The 19,558-nt window shown below is 35.2% G+C and carries 25 protein-coding genes; 16 read left to right on the top strand and 9 right to left on the bottom strand.

The genetic code is table 11. The features are described from left to right. Positions 1-284: 284 nt before the first annotated feature. On the top strand, positions 285-1,922 hold the full coding sequence (locus AC6CHJ_RS08160) for a catalase (RefSeq protein WP_498288013.1): 1,638 nt from the start codon (positions 285-287) through the stop codon (positions 1,920-1,922). Between the two features lie 51 nt (positions 1,923-1,973). Here AC6CHJ_RS08160 and AC6CHJ_RS08155 read toward each other — a convergent pair whose 3' ends face one another. Further along, positions 1,974-2,570, bottom strand: coding sequence for a GNAT family N-acetyltransferase (locus tag AC6CHJ_RS08155; protein ID WP_498288011.1), 597 nt, complete (start codon positions 2,568-2,570; stop codon positions 1,974-1,976). A gap of 261 nt (positions 2,571-2,831) precedes the next feature. Between AC6CHJ_RS08155 and AC6CHJ_RS08150 the strand changes: the two genes are divergently transcribed. The 10 genes from AC6CHJ_RS08150 (at position 2,832) to AC6CHJ_RS08105 (ending at position 8,945) form a co-directional block, all read left to right on the top strand. Then, positions 2,832-3,614, top strand: a complete 783-nt coding sequence (locus AC6CHJ_RS08150) for an MBL fold metallo-hydrolase (protein ID WP_147193335.1) — start codon at positions 2,832-2,834, stop codon at positions 3,612-3,614. A 27-nt stretch (positions 3,615-3,641) separates the two neighbouring features. After that, positions 3,642-4,652 carry a nucleoside-diphosphate kinase gene (locus tag AC6CHJ_RS08145; RefSeq protein ID WP_498288009.1) on the top strand — a complete coding sequence of 337 codons (1,011 nt, stop codon included), beginning with the start codon at positions 3,642-3,644 and terminating at the stop codon, positions 4,650-4,652. 145 nt (positions 4,653-4,797) lie between these two features. Then, entirely contained in the window at positions 4,798-5,226 is a 429-nt protein-coding gene (locus AC6CHJ_RS08140; RefSeq protein WP_498288007.1) for a GNAT family N-acetyltransferase, read from the top strand. 15 nt (positions 5,227-5,241) lie between these two features. Then, on the top strand, positions 5,242-5,772 hold the full coding sequence (locus tag AC6CHJ_RS08135; protein ID WP_498288005.1) for a GNAT family N-acetyltransferase: 531 nt from the start codon (positions 5,242-5,244) through the stop codon (positions 5,770-5,772). A 445-nt stretch (positions 5,773-6,217) separates the two neighbouring features. Beyond that, positions 6,218-6,988, top strand: a complete 771-nt coding sequence (locus AC6CHJ_RS08130; RefSeq protein ID WP_498288003.1) for a GNAT family N-acetyltransferase — start codon at positions 6,218-6,220, stop codon at positions 6,986-6,988. A gap of 29 nt (positions 6,989-7,017) precedes the next feature. Further along, positions 7,018-7,155, top strand: coding sequence for a hypothetical protein (locus AC6CHJ_RS08125; protein ID WP_392993542.1), 138 nt, complete (start codon positions 7,018-7,020; stop codon positions 7,153-7,155). A 129-nt stretch (positions 7,156-7,284) separates the two neighbouring features. Continuing rightward, positions 7,285-7,635 (top strand): DUF2200 domain-containing protein, encoded by a 351-nt coding sequence (locus AC6CHJ_RS08120; protein ID WP_392993545.1) that lies wholly within the window; start codon positions 7,285-7,287, stop codon positions 7,633-7,635. 160 nt (positions 7,636-7,795) lie between these two features. Continuing rightward, on the top strand, positions 7,796-8,272 hold the full coding sequence (locus AC6CHJ_RS08115) for a DUF2975 domain-containing protein (RefSeq protein WP_392993546.1): 477 nt from the start codon (positions 7,796-7,798) through the stop codon (positions 8,270-8,272). A 10-nt stretch (positions 8,273-8,282) separates the two neighbouring features. Beyond that, positions 8,283-8,498 carry a helix-turn-helix domain-containing protein gene (locus tag AC6CHJ_RS08110; RefSeq protein WP_392993548.1) on the top strand — a complete coding sequence of 72 codons (216 nt, stop codon included), beginning with the start codon at positions 8,283-8,285 and terminating at the stop codon, positions 8,496-8,498. 72 nt (positions 8,499-8,570) lie between these two features. Next, positions 8,571-8,945, top strand: a complete 375-nt coding sequence (locus AC6CHJ_RS08105) for a DUF3997 domain-containing protein (protein ID WP_498288001.1) — start codon at positions 8,571-8,573, stop codon at positions 8,943-8,945. Between the two features lie 102 nt (positions 8,946-9,047). Here AC6CHJ_RS08105 and AC6CHJ_RS08100 read toward each other — a convergent pair whose 3' ends face one another. The 5 genes from AC6CHJ_RS08100 to AC6CHJ_RS08080 form a co-directional block, all read right to left on the bottom strand. Continuing rightward, complete coding sequence (locus AC6CHJ_RS08100; protein ID WP_147193343.1) at positions 9,048-9,683, bottom strand: response regulator transcription factor; 636 nt, start codon at positions 9,681-9,683, stop codon at positions 9,048-9,050. Next, entirely contained in the window at positions 9,658-10,704 is a 1,047-nt protein-coding gene (locus tag AC6CHJ_RS08095) for a sensor histidine kinase (RefSeq protein ID WP_498287999.1), read from the bottom strand. The genes AC6CHJ_RS08100 and AC6CHJ_RS08095 overlap by 26 nt, the downstream gene beginning before the upstream one ends. Beyond that, complete coding sequence (liaF, locus tag AC6CHJ_RS08090) at positions 10,701-11,393, bottom strand: cell wall-active antibiotics response protein LiaF (RefSeq protein WP_392993556.1); 693 nt, start codon at positions 11,391-11,393, stop codon at positions 10,701-10,703. Before liaF ends, AC6CHJ_RS08095 begins: the two co-directional genes overlap by 4 nt. A gap of 93 nt (positions 11,394-11,486) precedes the next feature. Then, a complete protein-coding gene (locus tag AC6CHJ_RS08085) occupies positions 11,487-12,140 on the bottom strand; it encodes a PspA/IM30 family protein (protein ID WP_498287997.1) in 654 nt (217 codons plus the stop codon). A 14-nt stretch (positions 12,141-12,154) separates the two neighbouring features. Beyond that, positions 12,155-12,499 (bottom strand): lmo0954 family membrane protein, encoded by a 345-nt coding sequence (locus AC6CHJ_RS08080; RefSeq protein WP_147193347.1) that lies wholly within the window; start codon positions 12,497-12,499, stop codon positions 12,155-12,157. 172 nt (positions 12,500-12,671) lie between these two features. Between AC6CHJ_RS08080 and AC6CHJ_RS08075 the strand changes: the two genes are divergently transcribed. Further along, the gene (locus AC6CHJ_RS08075) at positions 12,672-13,235 is read left to right on the top strand and encodes an NUDIX hydrolase (protein ID WP_498287996.1); all 564 of its coding nucleotides are present in this window, start codon (positions 12,672-12,674) and stop codon (positions 13,233-13,235) included. A gap of 68 nt (positions 13,236-13,303) precedes the next feature. Here the strand turns inward: AC6CHJ_RS08075 and AC6CHJ_RS08070 are convergent, their stop codons facing one another. Further along, positions 13,304-13,588 (bottom strand): winged helix-turn-helix transcriptional regulator, encoded by a 285-nt coding sequence (locus tag AC6CHJ_RS08070; protein ID WP_392993565.1) that lies wholly within the window; start codon positions 13,586-13,588, stop codon positions 13,304-13,306. 125 nt (positions 13,589-13,713) lie between these two features. On the opposite strand from AC6CHJ_RS08070, the gene AC6CHJ_RS08065 reads away from it, so the two are divergent. The 4 genes from AC6CHJ_RS08065 to AC6CHJ_RS08050 all read left to right on the top strand — a co-directional run bounded on the left by AC6CHJ_RS08065 (position 13,714) and on the right by AC6CHJ_RS08050 (position 16,643). Continuing rightward, entirely contained in the window at positions 13,714-14,331 is a 618-nt protein-coding gene (locus AC6CHJ_RS08065) for a nitroreductase family protein (RefSeq protein WP_498287994.1), read from the top strand. A gap of 148 nt (positions 14,332-14,479) precedes the next feature. Continuing rightward, entirely contained in the window at positions 14,480-15,067 is a 588-nt protein-coding gene (locus AC6CHJ_RS08060; RefSeq protein ID WP_498287993.1) for a Maf family protein, read from the top strand. A gap of 19 nt (positions 15,068-15,086) precedes the next feature. Beyond that, positions 15,087-15,563, top strand: a complete 477-nt coding sequence (locus AC6CHJ_RS08055) for a metal-dependent hydrolase (protein ID WP_147193352.1) — start codon at positions 15,087-15,089, stop codon at positions 15,561-15,563. A 189-nt stretch (positions 15,564-15,752) separates the two neighbouring features. Then, positions 15,753-16,643 (top strand): 3-hydroxyacyl-CoA dehydrogenase, encoded by an 891-nt coding sequence (locus tag AC6CHJ_RS08050; protein ID WP_498287991.1) that lies wholly within the window; start codon positions 15,753-15,755, stop codon positions 16,641-16,643. Positions 16,644-16,734: 91 nt separating this feature from the next. Here AC6CHJ_RS08050 and AC6CHJ_RS08045 read toward each other — a convergent pair whose 3' ends face one another. After that, positions 16,735-17,265, bottom strand: a complete 531-nt coding sequence (locus AC6CHJ_RS08045; protein WP_066787496.1) for a ribonuclease H-like YkuK family protein — start codon at positions 17,263-17,265, stop codon at positions 16,735-16,737. A 152-nt stretch (positions 17,266-17,417) separates the two neighbouring features. After that, positions 17,418-19,361 carry a catalase gene (locus tag AC6CHJ_RS08040; protein ID WP_498287989.1) on the bottom strand — a complete coding sequence of 648 codons (1,944 nt, stop codon included), beginning with the start codon at positions 19,359-19,361 and terminating at the stop codon, positions 17,418-17,420. Between the last annotated feature and the right edge of the window lie 197 nt (positions 19,362-19,558).

Genomic DNA, 19,558 nt, shown 5'->3' with positions numbered 1-19,558 from the left:
ATGGTTGATCTTTTTAAAAGTATCAATTTTCATAAATTTAAAGGGGCCAGCACGATATGAAAACCTCTAAAAATAAACAGCTATATAATAATTTTTTAAAATTATAAATACTATAAACCTCGATAGTCTACTTATGTTAATAAAAAGTTCGACACTAACACGAAACTATATATCCTACTAAATTGTCGTAATTCCTTTTTTAAATTAACTAAAAATGAGTTACTTGGTATAAATTTTGGGGAGAAGGGGTAGAAAAGAAGTAGAAGTAAAAGGAGGTAATAGGTTTGTCTGAGAATAAAAAACAAAATAAAAAGCAAGAAGTAGAGCGCGAAACATTAACGACTCGGCAAGGTCATCCTGTAACGGATAATCAAAATATCCGAACAGTTGGTAACAGAGGTCCAGCAACACTTGAAAATTACCACTTCATTGAAAAAATATCACATTTCGATCGTGAGGAAGTCCCAGAACGTGTTGTACATGCCAGAGGAAGCGGTGCATTCGGCTATTTTGAGACATATGGTAAAGTAGGGAATGAGCCAGTTGAGAAATATACACGAGCAAAGGTATTCTCGGGTAAAGGTAAAAGAACACCTTTGATGGTTCGCTTTTCGACAGTAGCAGGTGCTAAGGACTCACCTGAAACTGAACGCGATCCTCGTGGTTTTGCTGTGAAAATGTATACAGAAGATGGAAACTGGGATTTGGTCGGCAATAATTTAAAGATCTTTTTTATTCGTGATGCGATGAAGTTTCCGGATATGATTCACGCCTTTAAAGCAGATCCAGCTTCAAATGTGCCAAACCCACAAAGAATGTTTGATTTTGTAGCGAGAACACCTGAAGCTACACATATGATTACTTTCTTGTTCTCTCCTTGGGGAATTCCAGCAACATATCGCCATATGCAAGGTTCTGGTGTTAATACGTATAAATGGGTGAATGAAAAAGGCGAAGCAGTATTAGTAAAATATCATTGGGAACCGAAGCAAGGTATTCGAAATCTAACACAAGAAGAAGCACATCAAATTCAAAGTAAAAATGTAGGGCATGCAACGCAGGATTTATATGAGGCAATTGAGCGTGGAGATTATCCAGAATGGGAATTATATGTTCAAATTATGGTGGATGATTATCATCCAGAACTTGATTTTGATCCTTTAGATGATACAAAGCTTTGGCCGGAAGACAAATTCCCATGGCAACCAGTTGGGCGCATGGTATTAGATCGAAATCCGGTTAATTTCCATGAAGAAATTGAACAAGCTGCATTTGGTACAGGTGTTCTAGTAGATGGCATGGATTTCTCTGATGATAAAATGCTTCAAGGCAGAACATTTTCTTATTCAGACACACAACGTTACCGTATCGGGTCGAATTATCTTAAATTAGATGTCAATGCACCAAAAGTTCCTGTGCATACAAACCAGCAACGTGGCCAAATGGATACTAGAGATCCTCAAGAGTCTGGTGAAAATCCTCACATTAATTATGAGCCATCAGTACTTGGTGGTTTTAAAGAGGCAAGCAAAGAGGAACGTATACAACATCGTCCATCTTATAATGCTCAAGTTATGAGCGAGCCAATTGACCGACCAAATAACTATGGACAAGCAGGCGAAACTTACCGAAGTTTTAAAGATTGGGAACGTGATGAGCTCATCAACAACTTATCTAATGCGCTTGCTATTTGTGACAAAAGAATTCAAGATGCTATGATTGAACATTTTTCACAAGCCGATGAAGATTATGGTCGTCGTGTTAAAGAAGGTATTCAAGAAAAAATGAAAGAGTTAAAACAAACTGAAACAAAACTTCCTGGCCGAGAAGCGGGAATTTCTAAATATGGGGAAGGCACTAGAGCTGCTAATGAAGCTACAAAAGAAGCTGTAGATAAGAGCCATAAAGCTGATCCATATTAAATAAAAGTGATAAAGCCTCCCTACACCAATTATGGTGTAGGGAAGCTTTATTTAGGAATTATTAAGGGGTAGAAAAATAAACTTTTCAAAACAAACGCACTCATGAATCCGCTTATTATCTTTAAATTGTTCGATATTTTCCCCTACATAATGAGCGAAAGTATTTACTAAGTATAAATCAGGTATGCTGCTTTTAATGTGGGGATGCAACTCATCTTCTTCCAAATAAACGTGATAATAGGAATCTACAATATTAAATTGCATTTTTTTATACCAGTTTTGTACCCAAAGATCATTGCGAGTCCATGCCTCCAAACGATTTAACCCTAATTTCATCGCTCTAGTTTCTGCTGCAACGAGTAGTTGCTGTCCAATCCCTTGTCGGTAAAAATCAGGATGGACGGCGATATGCCAAATCATTCCCCCTAAACCTTCACCGCGAGAACATACCGTTTGCTCTTCTGCATATTCAACATCAATCAAACCAACAATTTGCCCATCATGCTCTGCAACTAGCTCAATAGATGGATTTTGATAGTGTACTTTCTTCGCTAAAACATTATCAAAATAAGCCGTCTGTAAAAATGCAAGCGCACGACATCTTACCCAACCAGTTTCATCTCGCTTGTTATAGTCTCTAATTATCAATTTTTCCTCCATTTTTAAGGACCACGCAGTTTATAGGGCAGTTATACGTGAACCCTTACAAGTAATGTACCCCGCATATTGTATTTAAGTTTGTCATTATATAACGCCCCCTTTACTTATAGTTATTTTAATTATATCAGAATATTAAGATTTTATAAGGTATTAATCTAAAATCCATTTATTATCACAAATTAAAGGATTTAGTGCATAAGCAAACGAATGTTATAAAGAATACATGTAAATTAACTTGGAGGCTTAGTTATGCTGAACGATAAATGGTTTACTGTGCAACAGATTGATACACATACATATGCAATTAGCGAATATGGACACTGGGAGAAAGTACATTCATTTTTATTGTTAGGTAATGATAAAGCTGTACTTATTGATACAGGACTAGGAATTGATAATATAAAAAGAATTACAAACCAATTAACAGATTTACCAATTGAAGTTCTTACAACACATGTCCATGCTGACCATATAGGAAGCCATGGAGAGTTTGAACATATTTTTGTCCATGAAGGGGATAAAGATTGGTTAGTGAATGGTATTAAAGGCTTGTCTATTGAGCAGATACGAAAAGATATAAGCAGAGGTATAACATTACCTACCCCTAAAACATTTGATGCAGCAACATATAAACCATACCAAGGAGAACCAACAGGCTTATTACATCATGGAGATGTAATCGAGTTAGGGAATAGAAGGCTGGTTATCTACCATACGCCTGGGCATTCACCGGGTCACCTTTCGATTTTTGATGAAACTAATGGATATTTGTTTACAGGAGATTTATTATATGATGAAACACCAATATATGCATTTTATCCATCGACCAACCCTGTAGATTTAGTCAACTCGTTAGATAAAATATCAAAGATTCCAAATGTCACGATCGTTTTCGGATCACATAACACATTAGGACTCAAACCTAAAATTTTAGAAGAAGTAAAATTGGCAGTTGAGTATTTGTGGGCAAATAAGCTTGTTAAATTTGGTACAGGTATCCACCAATTTAACGGGTTCAGTATTCATTTTTAATTCTAAAAACTTATAGGGGCATTTTAAATGGACAATAGTATGGATTACGGTTTGGCTATTTTAAAACCGGATGGAGTAATTAAGCCAAAGGTATACGACAGTTTTAAAAGAGAATTAGAAAAAAACAACCTGGAGATTGTTTTTGAAAAAAGGGCTCAACTACAAAAAAAAGATATTCAATCTCATTTTTCCTCTCCATTTAATATGGATGAGTATGCTGATTATTTATCTAGTGGTGAAATTATTTCCTTTCTGGTAAGAGGTCATGGAGCTTCACACAAATTAAGAGAAATTAAGTTGGAATTCCGTAAAGAATATGGTTTTACATCAAATGATATGAGAAATCTTTTGCATACTGCTGATCATGGTAACGAATATAATTTGCAGTTTAAGTTGTTATTTCCATCCTGCAACATTGTTGTATATTCGCAGTATGCTGATTTAACTGTGAAATTAAATGGTTCTAATAATGAAATACTTAATCAATTACTAAAAATAGATCAGGAATCTAATTTAAAGCATATTGGGTTGTTATGTGAAGATTATTCTATAATTGAAGTAATAAGGGAATTTAATAAACTAAAAAGCGGAAAACTAGAAGTGATTATGGTTTATGTCTATAAAACTAATTTTAAAGATATCAATATTGAATTACTAGGATACTTACCACTGAAAAAGACTCCAACAGTTAGTGCTAGACCTATGCATGGATCCATAACTGAATTTTTCGAATGGATACGAGATAATGAAGGTTTAGTTATCCTTAATTATCTGCCTTTAAAGAACATAAGCTCTGAGATGTTAAATTATTTGAAGGCTTTAAATTTATGTGGAGTTCAAGTTTACGATCCTAGGCGTACTTTGACAGAAGCTGAAATTCTTGAAGATATAGTAGAGGATGATTTTGGCCTTTTTGTAAGTGGAGGTACTAATGGATTTGATGTAGCTGGTGCAATCTCAATAGGAAAATACGAATTTAATCAATTAACCAATTTATATTTGCCAGAAGAAAAAGTAAAACCTCAAAAATTGCATTAAAGCAGGGAAGAACGCTATTCAGTGCATAAGAAGACATACGATAAAAAAGATGGTAGGGTCAAAAGCGGTTTGGTTTGCTAAATCGTTTGAAGATAGGAAAAAGGTGTTTACAATAATTATATGTGAGGCAAGATAAGAATTTCAAATGTATAATTTTAAAAAGATTGATAACGAGAATTTACTTGAAACATTCCCATTAATAACTCAACTCCGTACAGATATAAGCGAAAAGGACTGTGTAAGTCTATTTAAAGTAATGCAAAGTGAGGGGTATCAAATGATAGCTCTTACTGATCACGGAGTTATTAAAGCTATAGCTGGCTTTAAAATCCAAACAAATTTTTATAACAAAAAACATTTGTTTTTATATGATTTAGTAACAGAATCCTCAGATAGATCAAAGGGATACGGAAATGCAATGATGACATATCTAGAAGAAATAGCTCTAAAAAATCAATGCATATATATTGCATTAGAATCGGGATTAGCTCGATTAGACGCACATAGATTTTATGAAGATAAAAATAACTTTGATAAATTTTGCTATTCGTTTAGAAAACCTCTAAATACATAGAAGGGAGCGTATAAGATGAAGGAGCTAGACACAGAAAGAGTAAGGATTGTACCATTAGACGCTGAAAGCTTAAGATTATTTATTGATGATATATGTAAGCTACAGGATGTTTTCCATTTGGAAAAAAGTGAATTACTTTTGGATGAAGAAATAAAAGATGCGATGAAATATAGATTATCTAAAGTATTGATAGATTCCTCAAACTATTATTGGCATACAAATTGGCTCATAATATCCAAGGAGCTAAATTCTATTATAGGAGGAATTATGTTAAAAGGGTTACCCGATGAAAATGGTGAGGTTATTATTGGGTATTTCACCTTCCCTTGTTACCAAGGGAAGGGATATATGACAGAGACAATTAAGATATTAGCGTCTTGGATTTTAGATCAGCCTCTCGTTAAACGTGTAATTGCTGATACGGAAAAGAAAAATAAAGCTTCACACAAAGTATTAGAAAAAAATGGGGCGAGATTATATAAAGAAACTGAGGACTTATATTTCTGGGAGTTATCTAAGAAAACTATGAATCTTCACATAGAGTGATTTCCTAACTAAATTATAGTTTAACAATAACGAGCCTTGATCAATTATTGCCCAGACTTTTTTCCCTATTCTGCAGTGATTTAATAATCGCAGGAATTACAACAAATACAACTATCCCGACTATTATTGCTATAAAAGTACGTGGGCTAATAACATTTGTTAAGAAAAGCAACAGTAGAGTAACAAGAAAAAATATTCGACAATAGAATAGAAAGTTCTTCAAGACTATTCACCTCCTAATGAACATGTTAATTCCCTATTCAATAAGTATTTTCTTTGCTATGTATGTTCCTAGGTTTAAATTAAACATTTTTAATATTAACAAAATAGATTGTAATATATCCCTTGACTAAGAAGTATACCATTTTAATTATGCTATATTAAAAGATATGTTGAATGAATATTGAAGTGATTTATTGACAATATTTGAAGGGGTTTATTGGTAATGATCATACTAGATACAAATGAATATAAAAATGTAAAAATAAATTTAAATGGCACTAGATGTCCAACGTTCGTTTATTCAATATTGGATGGATACATTCCAGGGAAAGTTTATGCAGATTCTCATTTGCATCAAACAGTCCTTTTTGAAACAACAATAGGTATCTATTCTATAGTAGGTGCAACAGAAAACGTAGAATTTAATAATTTTCTTTTTAATCTTTATAGAAGAAGGAAAGAAGAAGGCTTACGATTCACCCTCTTTACTTCTTCGGAAATATGGGATTCAGTAATAATGGGGGAGTTTGAAAAAGAAATAAGACATTTGGTCAGATTTTCATTTAATTATGATGCTAACAAGGAAGTAGCCAATGTAATCAAATTACCTATTAACTATTCTCTAAAAAAGATAAACTCAGCAGTAATAGAGAATAGCCAGGAATTTGATAAGAATTATTATGAGGCGTACTGGGGATCTATTGGCAATTATGAAGAGAAGGGCTTTGGGTTTGCTATTCTCCATGATGCAAAAGTAATTAGCGAATGCACGTCAATTTTTGCTTCTGAACAATTTGCGGAAATTGATATTGCTACTCATAACGACTATAGAGGACAAGGGTTAGCGAAAATTATCGCTAAGATTTTTATTAACCATAGTTTGAAAAATAATATAATTCCTCGATGGGATTGTGATATATCCAATACAACATCTATAAAATTAGCAATGAAGTTAGGATTTACTAACCCTATAAAATATTCAATTTTTACATAGAATTTAACAGGTTTAAAGGAGCGATTAACATGTACGAAGTAAAAAATGCTTACTTTTTTCTTTATGATACTTCCACTCTCATTCTAGCTGGTTGTTTTATTCTTGCATTTTTTTTAACAATATTTTGGATTAGCCGAAAGAAAAAAGTGAAAAATAGTAACGATTAAGCTATTCAGCTGAAAGAGGAATTGCTTTAGAAGGTTATGGTATCTTGGCATTAGCGGGAAATTTAATTAGTGTGCTGTATTTAACATACAAGAAAAAATATTTAGATAAAAGCGAAGGGTAGAGATACTATGGTTAAACATAAAATATATACAATGAGCGTTGCCAGTGTTTATCCTCATTATGTTAATAAAGCAGAGAAAAAGGGTCGGACAAAGAAAGAAGTTGACGAAATCATTTGCTGGTTGACAGGTTATAACGAGGGAGAGCTAAAAGGACAATTGGATCAAGGCTCGGATTTTGAGACATTCTTTGCAAAAGCCCCTCATTTGAATCCAGCACGAAGATTAATTAAAGGGGTAGTTTGCGGTATCAGAGTAGAAGATATTGAAGAACCATTGATGCAAGAAATCCGTTATTTAGATAAGATGATTGATGAGCTAGCTAAAGGGAAAGCGTTGGGGAAAATTTTACGCGGATGAGTTCTCATAAGGATGAAAAGACCGCCAATTTGGTGGTTTTTTATTTGTTTTAATATTAAAGCAACGATATTTATTTAATGTAATATAATATTTATTTATTGTTTTTCAATAAATAATGTGTTAGTTTTTTAGAGAGGAATAAAAAAGTGAGGTGCTCTTTTTGAAAACAGGATCAACATTATTTTTGAAAATTGCTATTTTCTTGATGGGAATTCCAGTTCTTGCTCTCTGTATTTATTTAGTGTCTTGGTTACCAAATAATCCAGTGAATCCCGATTACAGCGGTATGTTATATCCTGTTTTGGTAGTGATTTTTGTATCAGCTATTCCATTTTATCTGGCTCTGTTTAAATCATATTGTCTGTTAAATTATATTGATAAGAATCAATCTTTTTCTCAGATATCTATTAATGCTTTAAAGAGTATAAAGTATTGTGCCGTTACTATCAGTTTTCTATATGTAGTCATCATGCCATTCGTTTATCTTATTGCAGAAAAGGATGACGCTCCAGGTTTGATTATCATGGGGATGGTACCAATTTTTGCTTCTTTAGTAATTGCAGTCTTTGCAGCAGTTTTGCAAAAGCTTTTACAAGAAGCCGTATATTTTAAATCAGAAAACGATTTAACAGTCTGAGGTGAAAGTAATGGGCATAATAGTAAATGTTGATGTGATGTTAGCTAAAAGGAAAATGAGTGTTACTGAACTTTCAGAGAAAGTAGGCATTACGATGGCGAATCTTTCAATACTGAAAAATGGAAAAGCAAAAGCAATCAGGTTTTCAACCTTAGACGCAATTTGTAAGGCATTGGAATGTCAACCTGGCGATATTCTTGAATATAAAAGTGATCAAGAAGTTTAAATCGATAAAGTTACATTTAATTAATATTCAAACATAAATAAATATTAGATACCTGAGGTAGGTTTAATCAAAATGAATAAAAAAGTTATTCTATTCTTTGGGGCTATGTTTTTAGTTAGTGGTTGTGCAGGCTTAGCTGATTATGATGTTTATTTGCCAGGGAATTACTCCATCATTAGAACTTCTGGACATGAAATCACCATTGCTCACAAAACTGATATTGGGTGGGGGCCAGCCGTAGTTCCTACTGAAATAATTAAAGCGGGTTGGAACAAAAACTATGTAATTGCTAAACAGAAAGATTTAGAAGATAACGAGATATATTTTTGGATAATCAATATAAAGACAGGAAATAAAGAAAAATTTCTAAATAAGAATGAGTTTAAAATTAAGTTAAAAAAATATAATATACACGTAAAAATGAAAGATGTGGATTCTTTGAGATGAAAAGCCAGTATTCTCTCAGCGATAGCGACACAATTCACCCAAAAAATCAAAAACCCAAGGATCTGAAATTAAATGATTCTTGGGTTTTGATATGTAAGAGCTTTAAGCTTCTACTAGGTGATGGTTAAATGCATAAACAACAGCTTGGGTGCGATCTTGTACTTCTAATTTGGAGAGAATATTACTAACGTGTGTTTTAACAGTTTTTAAGGCAATAAAAAGTTCATCAGCAATATCTTGATTTGTTTTACCCTGTGCTATTAACAATAATACTTCATGTTCACGTTCAGTCAATTCTTCATGAAGTGGACGATCATGTTTTTGACGCATTCTTGCCATCATTTTACTCGTAACCTCTGGTTCTAAGATGGGCGTACCATTGAAAGTACTTCGAATGGCATCAGCGATTTGCTTGGCGTTAGTTGTTTTCAATAAATAGCTAATTGCGCCGGCTTCTAATGCTGGGTAAACCTTGTCATCATCCAAGAAACTGGTGACAATCATAATTTTAACGTCAGGCCACTCATTCACTATAGCTTTAGTGGCCTCAGCCCCTGATAAGATTGGCATCACCATATCCATCAAAATAATATCTGGTCGATGCTTCAAAGCTAATTGAACTGCTTCTTCTCCATTAGCAGCTTCAGCAATGACTTCCATATCAGGTTGTGCTTGCAAATATGCTGATACTCCAATTCGTACCATCTCGTGATCATCGGCTAGCAGTATCTTGATCATTGGAGATAACCTCCTTTTCCACTGGAATTTGAATTTCAATCACCGTACCTTGCGATGGTACTGAGACAATTTTATATGTTCCACCGATTTCGACTGCACGCTCTTCAATATTGTGAAGGCCATATGAGCCGGCTTTTTCATCAGTTGTTTTGAAGCCGATTCCATTGTCTTGAACACGGAAAATAACACGCTGATCTCGTTCGACAAGAAGCAGCTCCATTTCGGTTGCTTTTGCATGACGTAAAGTATTGGAAAGTGTCTCCTGAGCAATCCTGAAAAGATGATCTTCTGCACCTTTAGAGAGGGACACTTCCTCTAATCGTTTGTGCATTTTGAACGTAACTTTTTGCTGTAACTCGGCTAGCAATTCCTCTAGCCCTTGTTTTAACGATTTGTTTTTTAATGCAACAGGACGAAGGTGAAGTAATAGTGCCCGCATTTCAAGCTGGGCTTGCTGAACAATTTCTTCCGATTGCTTTAATAATTTTTTAGTTGACGGTGTTGCATCTCCTGCTGTTTCATTAATGGTCGAAAGTAGCATAGAAGCTGCAAAAAGTTGTTGAGAAACAGAGTCATGAAGTTCCCGGGCAAGTCGGTGCCTTTCCTGTACAATACGTTCTTGAATGAGCTGATCTTGGTTAACTGCCTTATCATTTGTCAGCTTTTGCAAGCTTTTACGCTGAGTAGCTATCAATTCACTTATCTCATTTAATGACTTTTGAATTGAAAGCGGGCCACTCCAATTAGGCGGGATAGGATCACTTTTTTCAATATTATGAAGTGCATTTTCAAACGTTTTACTCTGCTGGCGAAGGATGAATATACCCCCTATTGAGATGCTTAGGCTAATCGCAAAAAGCAGAATAAGGAATAGAATAGCGACCGGCAAATTCCAATACTTTTCTTCCCAAAGTGTTTTCCATTGATTGAAATGGCCATCAAAAAGAATAAAGAAAATAAGCGAGAAAATAAATATTTCTCCGAAAAACAAGCTCATTGTTCGGGCCAAAAATTTCGTCATTGGCGAATCACCTCGACATTCCCAAATAATGTGGAAACCGTGATGATGAGTTCAGCCGAAGAATCCTCTGCATTCTCATAACCATTTCTAACGGCAATCGTATCGTTCCAAACTCTCGGATAACTTTGACCGAAACAATGCGCATCGCCGATAAACGTAGAATAATGCAGGCGTACAGGTATTTCATAAGGCACAAGTACTTTCACTTTTCCAAAGCCTTGCCGTACAGATATCAATGACGACCCTTTAGGTAAAACAGTCTGAGTCACATCAATCAGCAGATCACCGGCAAGGCTTTGTATATGTACATCTTGCCATTCGTATGACTCAATAGGTGTACCTTGAAATGAAAATAATTTATTCTGAATAAATGAGTTCGCTTGTTCTGCCGGTTGTTTAGATACAGATATGTGAAATTCTTCACCTTTTCGAAGTTTCCATAGAAGGTATAATAACACTCCGATGATAACTAGGCGTAAGCTCCACATAGATAGTAGGGCAATCCCCAGAAAAATGACACCTAACCAAAACAGCCATTTGCGCTTTCTGCGTATGCTGACATACATAAAAAAAGCACCTATAATGGCAAACATTATACTGCCATTTCCAAAGAAAGTAGCTTCAATAAAAATTAGCAAAAAGGCCGTAATACCAAGCATTGTAAGTGTTTTAGTTGAAAGGTGGGTCATTGGTTGCCTCCTTTCCAGTTAATTAAATAAGAAAAAAGAGAAGTCCCAGCTTCTCTTTTTTAGTATAACGATAGTCCAGAAGAAGTCCAATCATTATAGGGATTGGGTTGCCTCATTTTTTGAGTTATTTGCTTCCAGTCGCGCTAAGCGTTCTTCCATAGATGTGATTTCATGTTGACTGTCAATTTTTTGGCCAAGGTGATCGATATAACTCTCCATAGCTTCAAAAGTTTCAAGTCGACCATTTATTTTGTTTGAAGATTCTGGTTGGAGAAACTGGTTCATTTGATTATGTGCACGAACGACATTTTCTTTACCCATCAATTGTAATTGACGCACTTTCATATCTTTGATTTTATGCTTCATTTCTTCATACTTACGTTCCAAGCCAATGAGTTCTTCGGTAGATTTATCGATACTGTCCTGAAGAACGATGCTACGTTGTGAATACGCATCAAATTCTTGTTGGGCAAATGCGATTAAGTCTTGTTCACCGCTTTTATTAGCCAAATCCAGTTGCATGCTTCGTTTATTTTTCATTTCATTTGTATCTGCTAATTCTTTTTCGAGTTTTTGTTGCAATGTACCTTGTCGCTCTAATAATTTGCCTGTTTCCTCTGTTTGCTTTTCTGCTTCACGGATATACTGATTTAACATCTTAATTGGATTTTTATCCTCTTTTTTATCAAACATTTCATTTAAATCTGCTTCAACTGTATATTTTAGGCGTTGCCATAAGTTAGCCATATTTTTTCCTCCTCTTATTTTGTGATTTCATTCCATTGTTTTTCAAAGTTTGTAAATGGATCATCTGATGCAGTGAAAGTTTCGTTTTCAGAATGTTTCCACTTACGATAAACCACCCAAATAACAGCTAGTGCTGCGATTCCGATGAATCCAGGAATATTAGCTGCAGCTGTTAATAAACCTGAGATGGCAACAAGTGCCCAAATAATTTTTGAAAAAGTGGAACTGCTTTGTAAATAGAAATGCACCCCCGTAAAAAGAATAGCGGCCGAGATAGCCAATCCTGTTAATGGACCTAATGAACAGAGAATTGTAATGGCTGCGATACTGCCAATGACGAATAAACCAATTTTTTTCATTGTTTTTTCCTCCTTCGTTTGTACCTTTATGTTACGCTGAATTTCGTTTTGTCCAAACGGCCGGAGTATTGATTTTACTCTAGGTCTTGAGGCTGAGATGTTCTAAGACTATTTTGACCGCAACTTCTAACTTCGATAGAATATAAAAGAAAATACAAAAGGAGATATACATATGACTATTCGTAATGAATTGATGGCATATTGCCCATACAATGAGCAAGAAAAAAAAGATAAAGAGCTTATGCTTCGCTATATAGATCAATTTTCAGATGTTTTGACAAGAGAAAATGAATTTGCACATTTTACTGCATCAGCTTGGATTGTGAATAAAGAGCGAACAAAGGTATTAATGGCTTTCCATAATCAATATCAATCGTGGGCGTGGATGGGTGGACATGCAGATGGAAATGCAGACCTTTTACATGTTGCCTTAAAAGAAACAGAGGAAGAAACAGGGCTAAAAAATATTAAGCCTTTAATGTCGGATTATTATTCAATTGAAATTTTAGGTGTGGGAGGACATATGAAGAAAGGGAAGTATGTTGGTACACATGTGCATTTGAATGTTACCTTTTTAATAGAAGCAGATGAAGGCGAAGGTACAACTATAGCGCCTGATGAAAATAGTGCGATTGAATGGATGAATTTAGATGAAGCAATTGAAAGAAGCTCTGAACGATATATGAAACAAGTCTATACAAAACTAAATGAAAAACTTAGTAATGTGCAGGATTAATAATATTCAAATGACTTGTTATAGAAAATAAAGAAAACTCCACACTAAGTGGAGTTTTCCTTTATTTTTTAAAGCTTTTGCCAATCATTGAAGGCACAAATGACTTTTTGAAAAGCATATCCTTTGTTTGTTAGCGTATACGAAACCTTTTTTAGCGATGCTTCAATATAATCTTTCTCGACTAAATGGGCATCTATTAATTCTTGGAGGCGCTGTGATAATAGTTTGTCCGATATACCAGGGATGGCAGAATAGATTTCATGATATCTTTTCGGGCCATCTAATAAAACGTGAATAATCCGCACCATCCAGCGTTTTCCTAAAAATTCAATTGTTTCATGGCAACAGTCCAAATCAAATCCCTCCCTATAAACTAATTGTAGCATACAGGCACGAAATATTGACAAATTAACTTACTTAAAGTAATATATTTTCGAATACAATAACTAACTTAAAGTAAGTTTTGGAGGATACTATAATGACAAATTCAGTATATAAAGTAATGCAAGAACGTAAATCTGTACGTAAGTACGACCCTGATTTTAAAATTTCAGCAGATGAGTTAAGATCAATTTTATTGGAAGCTACTTCAGCACCTTCTTCTAGTAATCTTCAACCATGGCGTTTTTTAGTCATTCAAGATGAAGCGAAAAAGAAAGACTTGCGCAAAATTGCTAATAACCAAGAACAAATTGAAACTGCATCTGCGGTAATCGCTGTTTTAGGCGATATTAAAATGTATAAAAAAACAGAAGAAATTTACATGAAAAACGTAGCAGAAGGGCATATGGAGCATGAACGTGCATCACTATTAATCCAAAATGCGCAAAACCTTTACCCTCAATTGCCAGAAGAAATCTTAACAAATATTGCTACATTTGATGCTGGCCTAATTTCTATGCAAATCATGCTATTAGCAAAAGAGCATGGTTATGATACAGTGCCAATGGGCGGTTTTGATAAAGTGAAGTTTGCAGAATACTTCAATCTTGAAGAGAATGTAAAACCTATGCTATTAATCTCAATTGGGAAAGGGTCTGCACCTGCTTACGGATCATCTCGATTAGACATTGATGATATTACTACATTTATTTAATAAGTATGATAATGCTCATCCACCTGTTTGGATGGGCATTTTTCATACAATTATAGCTATGCCTAATATGAAATTTGGAGTATGAGCTACTTTAAAAAGAATTTTCTTTTGCTTTCATTTTAGGTATGATAGGACAAGGAGTGATATTATGAACTTTACGACAGAAAAATCATTCATTTTGGCTTCAGCTTCCCCGAGGCGAAAGGAACTTTTCGAACGTTTGAATGTACCATTTAAGATTTTAGTGGCAACTGTAGAGGAAACGAGTATAAAAGATGATAACCCAGATGAATATGTGAAGAAAGTGGCGCTACTTAAAGCAACTGATGTAGCGAAGAGAAACCCAGGGCATGTAGTGATTGGAGCGGATACTATCGTAGTAAAAGGACAAGAATTGCTACATAAGCCAAAAGATGCAAATGAGGCCATCAAGCATCTCAAACAGCTCCGCGGAAATGTGCATGAAGTGATGACAGCGGTTGCTATTATAGATGATGTTGGAAATAAAACAGCCTTTGTAGAAAAGACAGAGGTATATTTTAAACAAGTGCCCGATACCCTTATTGAGGCCTATGTAGCAACAGGAGATTGTTTTGATAAGGCTGGAGGTTACGGTATTCAGACAGATGGCGTGTTTTTGGTTGAAGGAATAAAAGGAGATTATTTAAATGTAGTGGGATTGCCCTTAGCTCGGCTTACAGAATTGCTAGTGGATACAAAGTTGATTTCTATTTAAAAAAGAAAGAGGATGAAGCATGACAGGAAAGACACACATCATTGGCGGTATTGCAGCATGTCTTGCTTTTGGTCAAACAAGTGTAGATTCACCATTACTTTTGGGAACGGCTGGCGCAATCGGCGCATTAATTCCTGATATTTGCCATGGAGGAAGTATGATTGGCCGTACATTTCCCGCATTGTCCAAATTGATAAATGGATTATTTGGGCACCGTTCATTTACACACAGTTTACTATTTTTATTGATTGTGGCTTGGATATTACATACATACGTAACCAATGATGCAATTAAAATGGGCCTTCTAATCGGCATGGCGAGCCATTTTGTGCTTGATATGTGTACAAAGCAGGGGATCCAGCTATTTTTCCCAATAAAAGTGAAAGTTCGTTTTCCTTTAACAACACGAACAGGGAGCAAAATAGAAGGAGCAGTAGCGCTTTGCTTACTCATTGCATGTCTTTATTTCAGTTTTGAAATAATGCATTTGCACTAATAGATAGAACAAACCTGCGAAACCATGCATGTTTGTTCTTTTTTTCTTCAAATAAACCGAGCCTTTTCCTATATACAAGTAGCAGCACCAATCTGCAAATATCGACAAAATTTAATGAGGTATGGTAAATTGAAGATGTATGAACGGATAATCAAAAAGTTCTATATACAAATTGAAGGAGTGGTACAAATGGAATTTCAACACATTACAGTTGCAGGCAGTGGTGTATTAGGTAGCCAGATTGCCTTTCAATCTGCTTTTCATGGTTTTCAAGTAAGTGTCTATGATATTAATGAAGCTGCGATTGTTAAAGCGAAAGAACGTTTGTTAAAATTGCAAGATGTGTATGCAGATTATTTTAAAGATGAAGAAAATGCAAAAGCTGCATTAAGTCGAATAACATATAGTACAAGCCTACAGGAAGCAGTAAAGGATGCAGATTTACTTATTGAAGCAATTCCTGAGTTGACTGAAATTAAAATCAGCTTCTATCAAGAATTGGCATCTGTAGCTCCGCAAAAAACAATCTTTGCCACGAACTCTTCCACTTTGCTTCCAAGTCAATTTGCTGAATATACTGGAAGACCAGAGAAGTTTCTAGCACTACATTTTGCAAATGAAGTATGGAAGAACAATACAGCAGAAGTTATGGGACATAGTGGAACAGACGAACAGTATGTAGATCAACTAGTCGAATTTGCCGGAGAAATCGGCATGGTGCCACTTCGTATTCTGAAAGAACAGCCTGGCTATATTTTAAATTCGCTTTTAGTTCCATTATTAAATGCAGCCCAAGGCTTATGGGCAAAAGGTGTAGCGGATCCTGAGACAATCGATAAAACATGGATGCTTGCTACAGGAGCTCCTATGGGACCGTTTGCAATCTTAGATGTTGTTGGTATTGAAACGGCTTATAATATTGTATCCACATCAGCAAAAGCACACCCAGAACTTCAACCAATTGCCGACCGGTTGAAGAAAGAATTTATTGATCAAGGGAAACTAGGAAAAGGGTCCGGCGAGGGGTATTATAAATATCCAAACCCTGCTTATTTAGATCCGAATTTCTTGAAAGCATAAAAATAAGAGAGGCAATCAATGATATGATTGCTTCTCTTATTTTGTTTAAAGAAGTATTTCTCGGGAAATTTTTTCTCATTTTTCTAATAATTTATTTCGTATAGCGATTAGCATAACAAGAAGCAACAAAAGCATCTGGTTTTATTTTGGGTTCTACTCCAATTGATTCGATTCGATTTACCATTTCATGTACAAATTCACGGGTTTTGTTGCGTTGGCCTGAACCGATATCGATATGGCCCTCCATTGTAAAGGTAGCACCATTATAAATATTCGGTAAAATAATCTCGATCAGCTGCTTCTTTCTTTCCTCTGTAAAAAGGGACACGATTTCTTCTGTAAAAGAGAGTTCTAAAGATATGCGTTCATGCAGATGTACCATTTTACGAGGCACAAGTACACGCCTCATGCATGCCCAGACTCGTTTACCTTCATCCACCACCACGATTCCAGTAATGAAAATGGTATCTACTTTATGAACTTGAGAATCTGTCCCGACAATTAATCTATAGTTTCCTAAGGGGTTACGATTCATAAAGTATGCAATTTCACGAAATACGTCTTCAAAATCCATATTCTTTTCTTGAAGATTTTGAAAAGGGTCGGCTTGAAACAGATCCATTTAATCACGCTCTTTTCAATAGGTATATGATAGTATATACAGAAGCAGTGAGGTTGTGATTAATCTACTTCGCATAATACGCTAATTTTCTACAAGAATACCCAAAGAAAAGGCAAACCATACTTCATGTTTTGCCTTTATATTTACTTTGCTTAGTCAATTATTCTTTCCCAAAATCGGGCTTGTGCTATACCTTCAATAAACTGTTCAAATTCCGTGAATGTTAAATCATATACGCCTTGTTCTTCCATCTTTATACGCGTATATAATAGTGATTCTGGACTTAAAACGGCTAATGCAAGCGGCTTGTGGTGTACATAAGTCATTTCGACAAGTTCAAGCACTTTAGATGGAATAGTTGGATTTGGACTTATTAATATTGATGAATCGTATTGTGCTGAATCAACGGTGCTATAAGTTTCAGACGCCTTTAGCACCTCATTTATACGATGTGCTTTTTTATCAATAATACTGTAATTAATTTTATGTTCTACAAGTTGTTGGACCCATTCTGTTAATTGCTGCGTATTAGGAGTACCATTTAAAATAATGGCGACACTTCTAGTATCAGGTTTGCATACTGTATCTGCCATTGTTAGGGCAGGAGACAACTTGGTTGATTTTACTTCTAGGTTTTTGATAGGAATCTTAGCCCCTACATTATCAGCTACTTTTTTAGCTAAATAATGATCGATATGATTAATAAAATCCACCGCATTATTTTTGACTTCCTGAGATTTACATTTGCCGATTTCATAAGTAAAAGCTTCTAATAGGTGTTGTTGTTCATAAGGCATTAAACTATTCAAAAACTGCTTTGCTTGTGAGTAGTGATCCTGAAAACTTTCTGTTTGCTCTCCACGCTTGTTACCACCCATGTTTTCTTGACTTTCTTCAAAAAAGCCTTGATTTTTGGGTGTGGGAGCATTTTGCTCATTGGTAGCCTCTGGGATAAGAAAGTCATTATTTTTGTTGTTTTTGTTTTGGAAAGGACATATCGGCTGGTTAATGGGTATTTGAAGAAATTTAGGCCCCCTTAGCCGTTCTACCTGTGCATCAGTATAGGAGAGTATCCTGCCTTGTAAGAGCGGATCTTCAGAGATTTCGATACCTGGGACTAGGTGCCCTGGATGAAAGGCGGCATGTTCAGTCTCTAGAAAGCCGTTGTCGACATTCCGGTTTAACGTCATTTTTCCAATAATTTTAACAGGCACGTCTTCTTCAGGCCAAAGTTTAGTGGGATCAAGAATATCAAAATCATAAGAAAATTGATCTTCTTCCGGAATCAATTGCAAACCTAATTCCCATTCTGGATAATCACCTTTTTTGATTGCTTCCAATAAATCTTGGCTAAGAAAATTGGGATTTTTGCCACCAATTTTTTGTGCTTCATCCCAGACCAATGAATGGACGCCAAGTGAAGGTTTCCAGTGAAATTTCACAAATTGAGTCTTTCCTTTCCTATTTACCAAGCGGAATGTATGAACGCCAAATCCCTCCATCATACGATAAGAGCGGGGAATTGTGCGATCGCTCATCTGCCACATGACCATATGTGCAGTTTCGGGATTTTTAGCGGCGAAGGTCCAAAATTGATCATGTGGGTTTGTACCATTTACAAATTCTTGATTGAGATCCGGCTTTACGGCACGTACAAGTTCGTGGAATTTCCTTGTATTGTGTATATAGAAAATAGGTACATTATTTCCGACTAAATCAAAATTGCCTTCTTCCGTATAAAACTTTGTTGCAAAGCCTTTGACATCTCTTTGAGTATCATTAGTTCCTCGTGAACTCTGCATGGAAGAAAAACGAACGAATACAGGTGTTATATTAGATGGATTTGTAAGGAAACTCGCTTTTGTATATTCCTCTAGGGACTCATATAATTCGAACTGACCGTATGCTCCAATTCCGTTGGCATAAAGAACACGTTCAGGGATTTGTTCTGAGTCAAAGTTTACTTTTTCACGCAAATAAAGTTCTTGCTTAATTGTATTTCTTTCCTGTTTCTTTTTAGTTTTTTTATTTATGCTACTATTGATTTTTTTATCTGCTAAAATACTTCTTTCATAATCATCATCTCTTTTTTGCATACATATGCCTCCCATGTCAATCTACCTTTGTAAATAGCCCAAACATATATCCCTAAAACATATTAGACAAAAGAATTATTGGACAACTGGTAAAGCATGATGTATAATAAAGACAATAATTAAATCGGCTCATCGTAAACAATACATTCACCTAGTAAAAAAAGTGATCGTGTTAACTCGATACTTCTTTGCTAGGT

The organism is Rummeliibacillus sp. GQ308 (genome assembly GCF_059759115.1).
The sequence above is the reverse complement of the archived record's forward strand: the minus strand, read 5'-3'. Positions and strand labels throughout refer to the sequence as shown.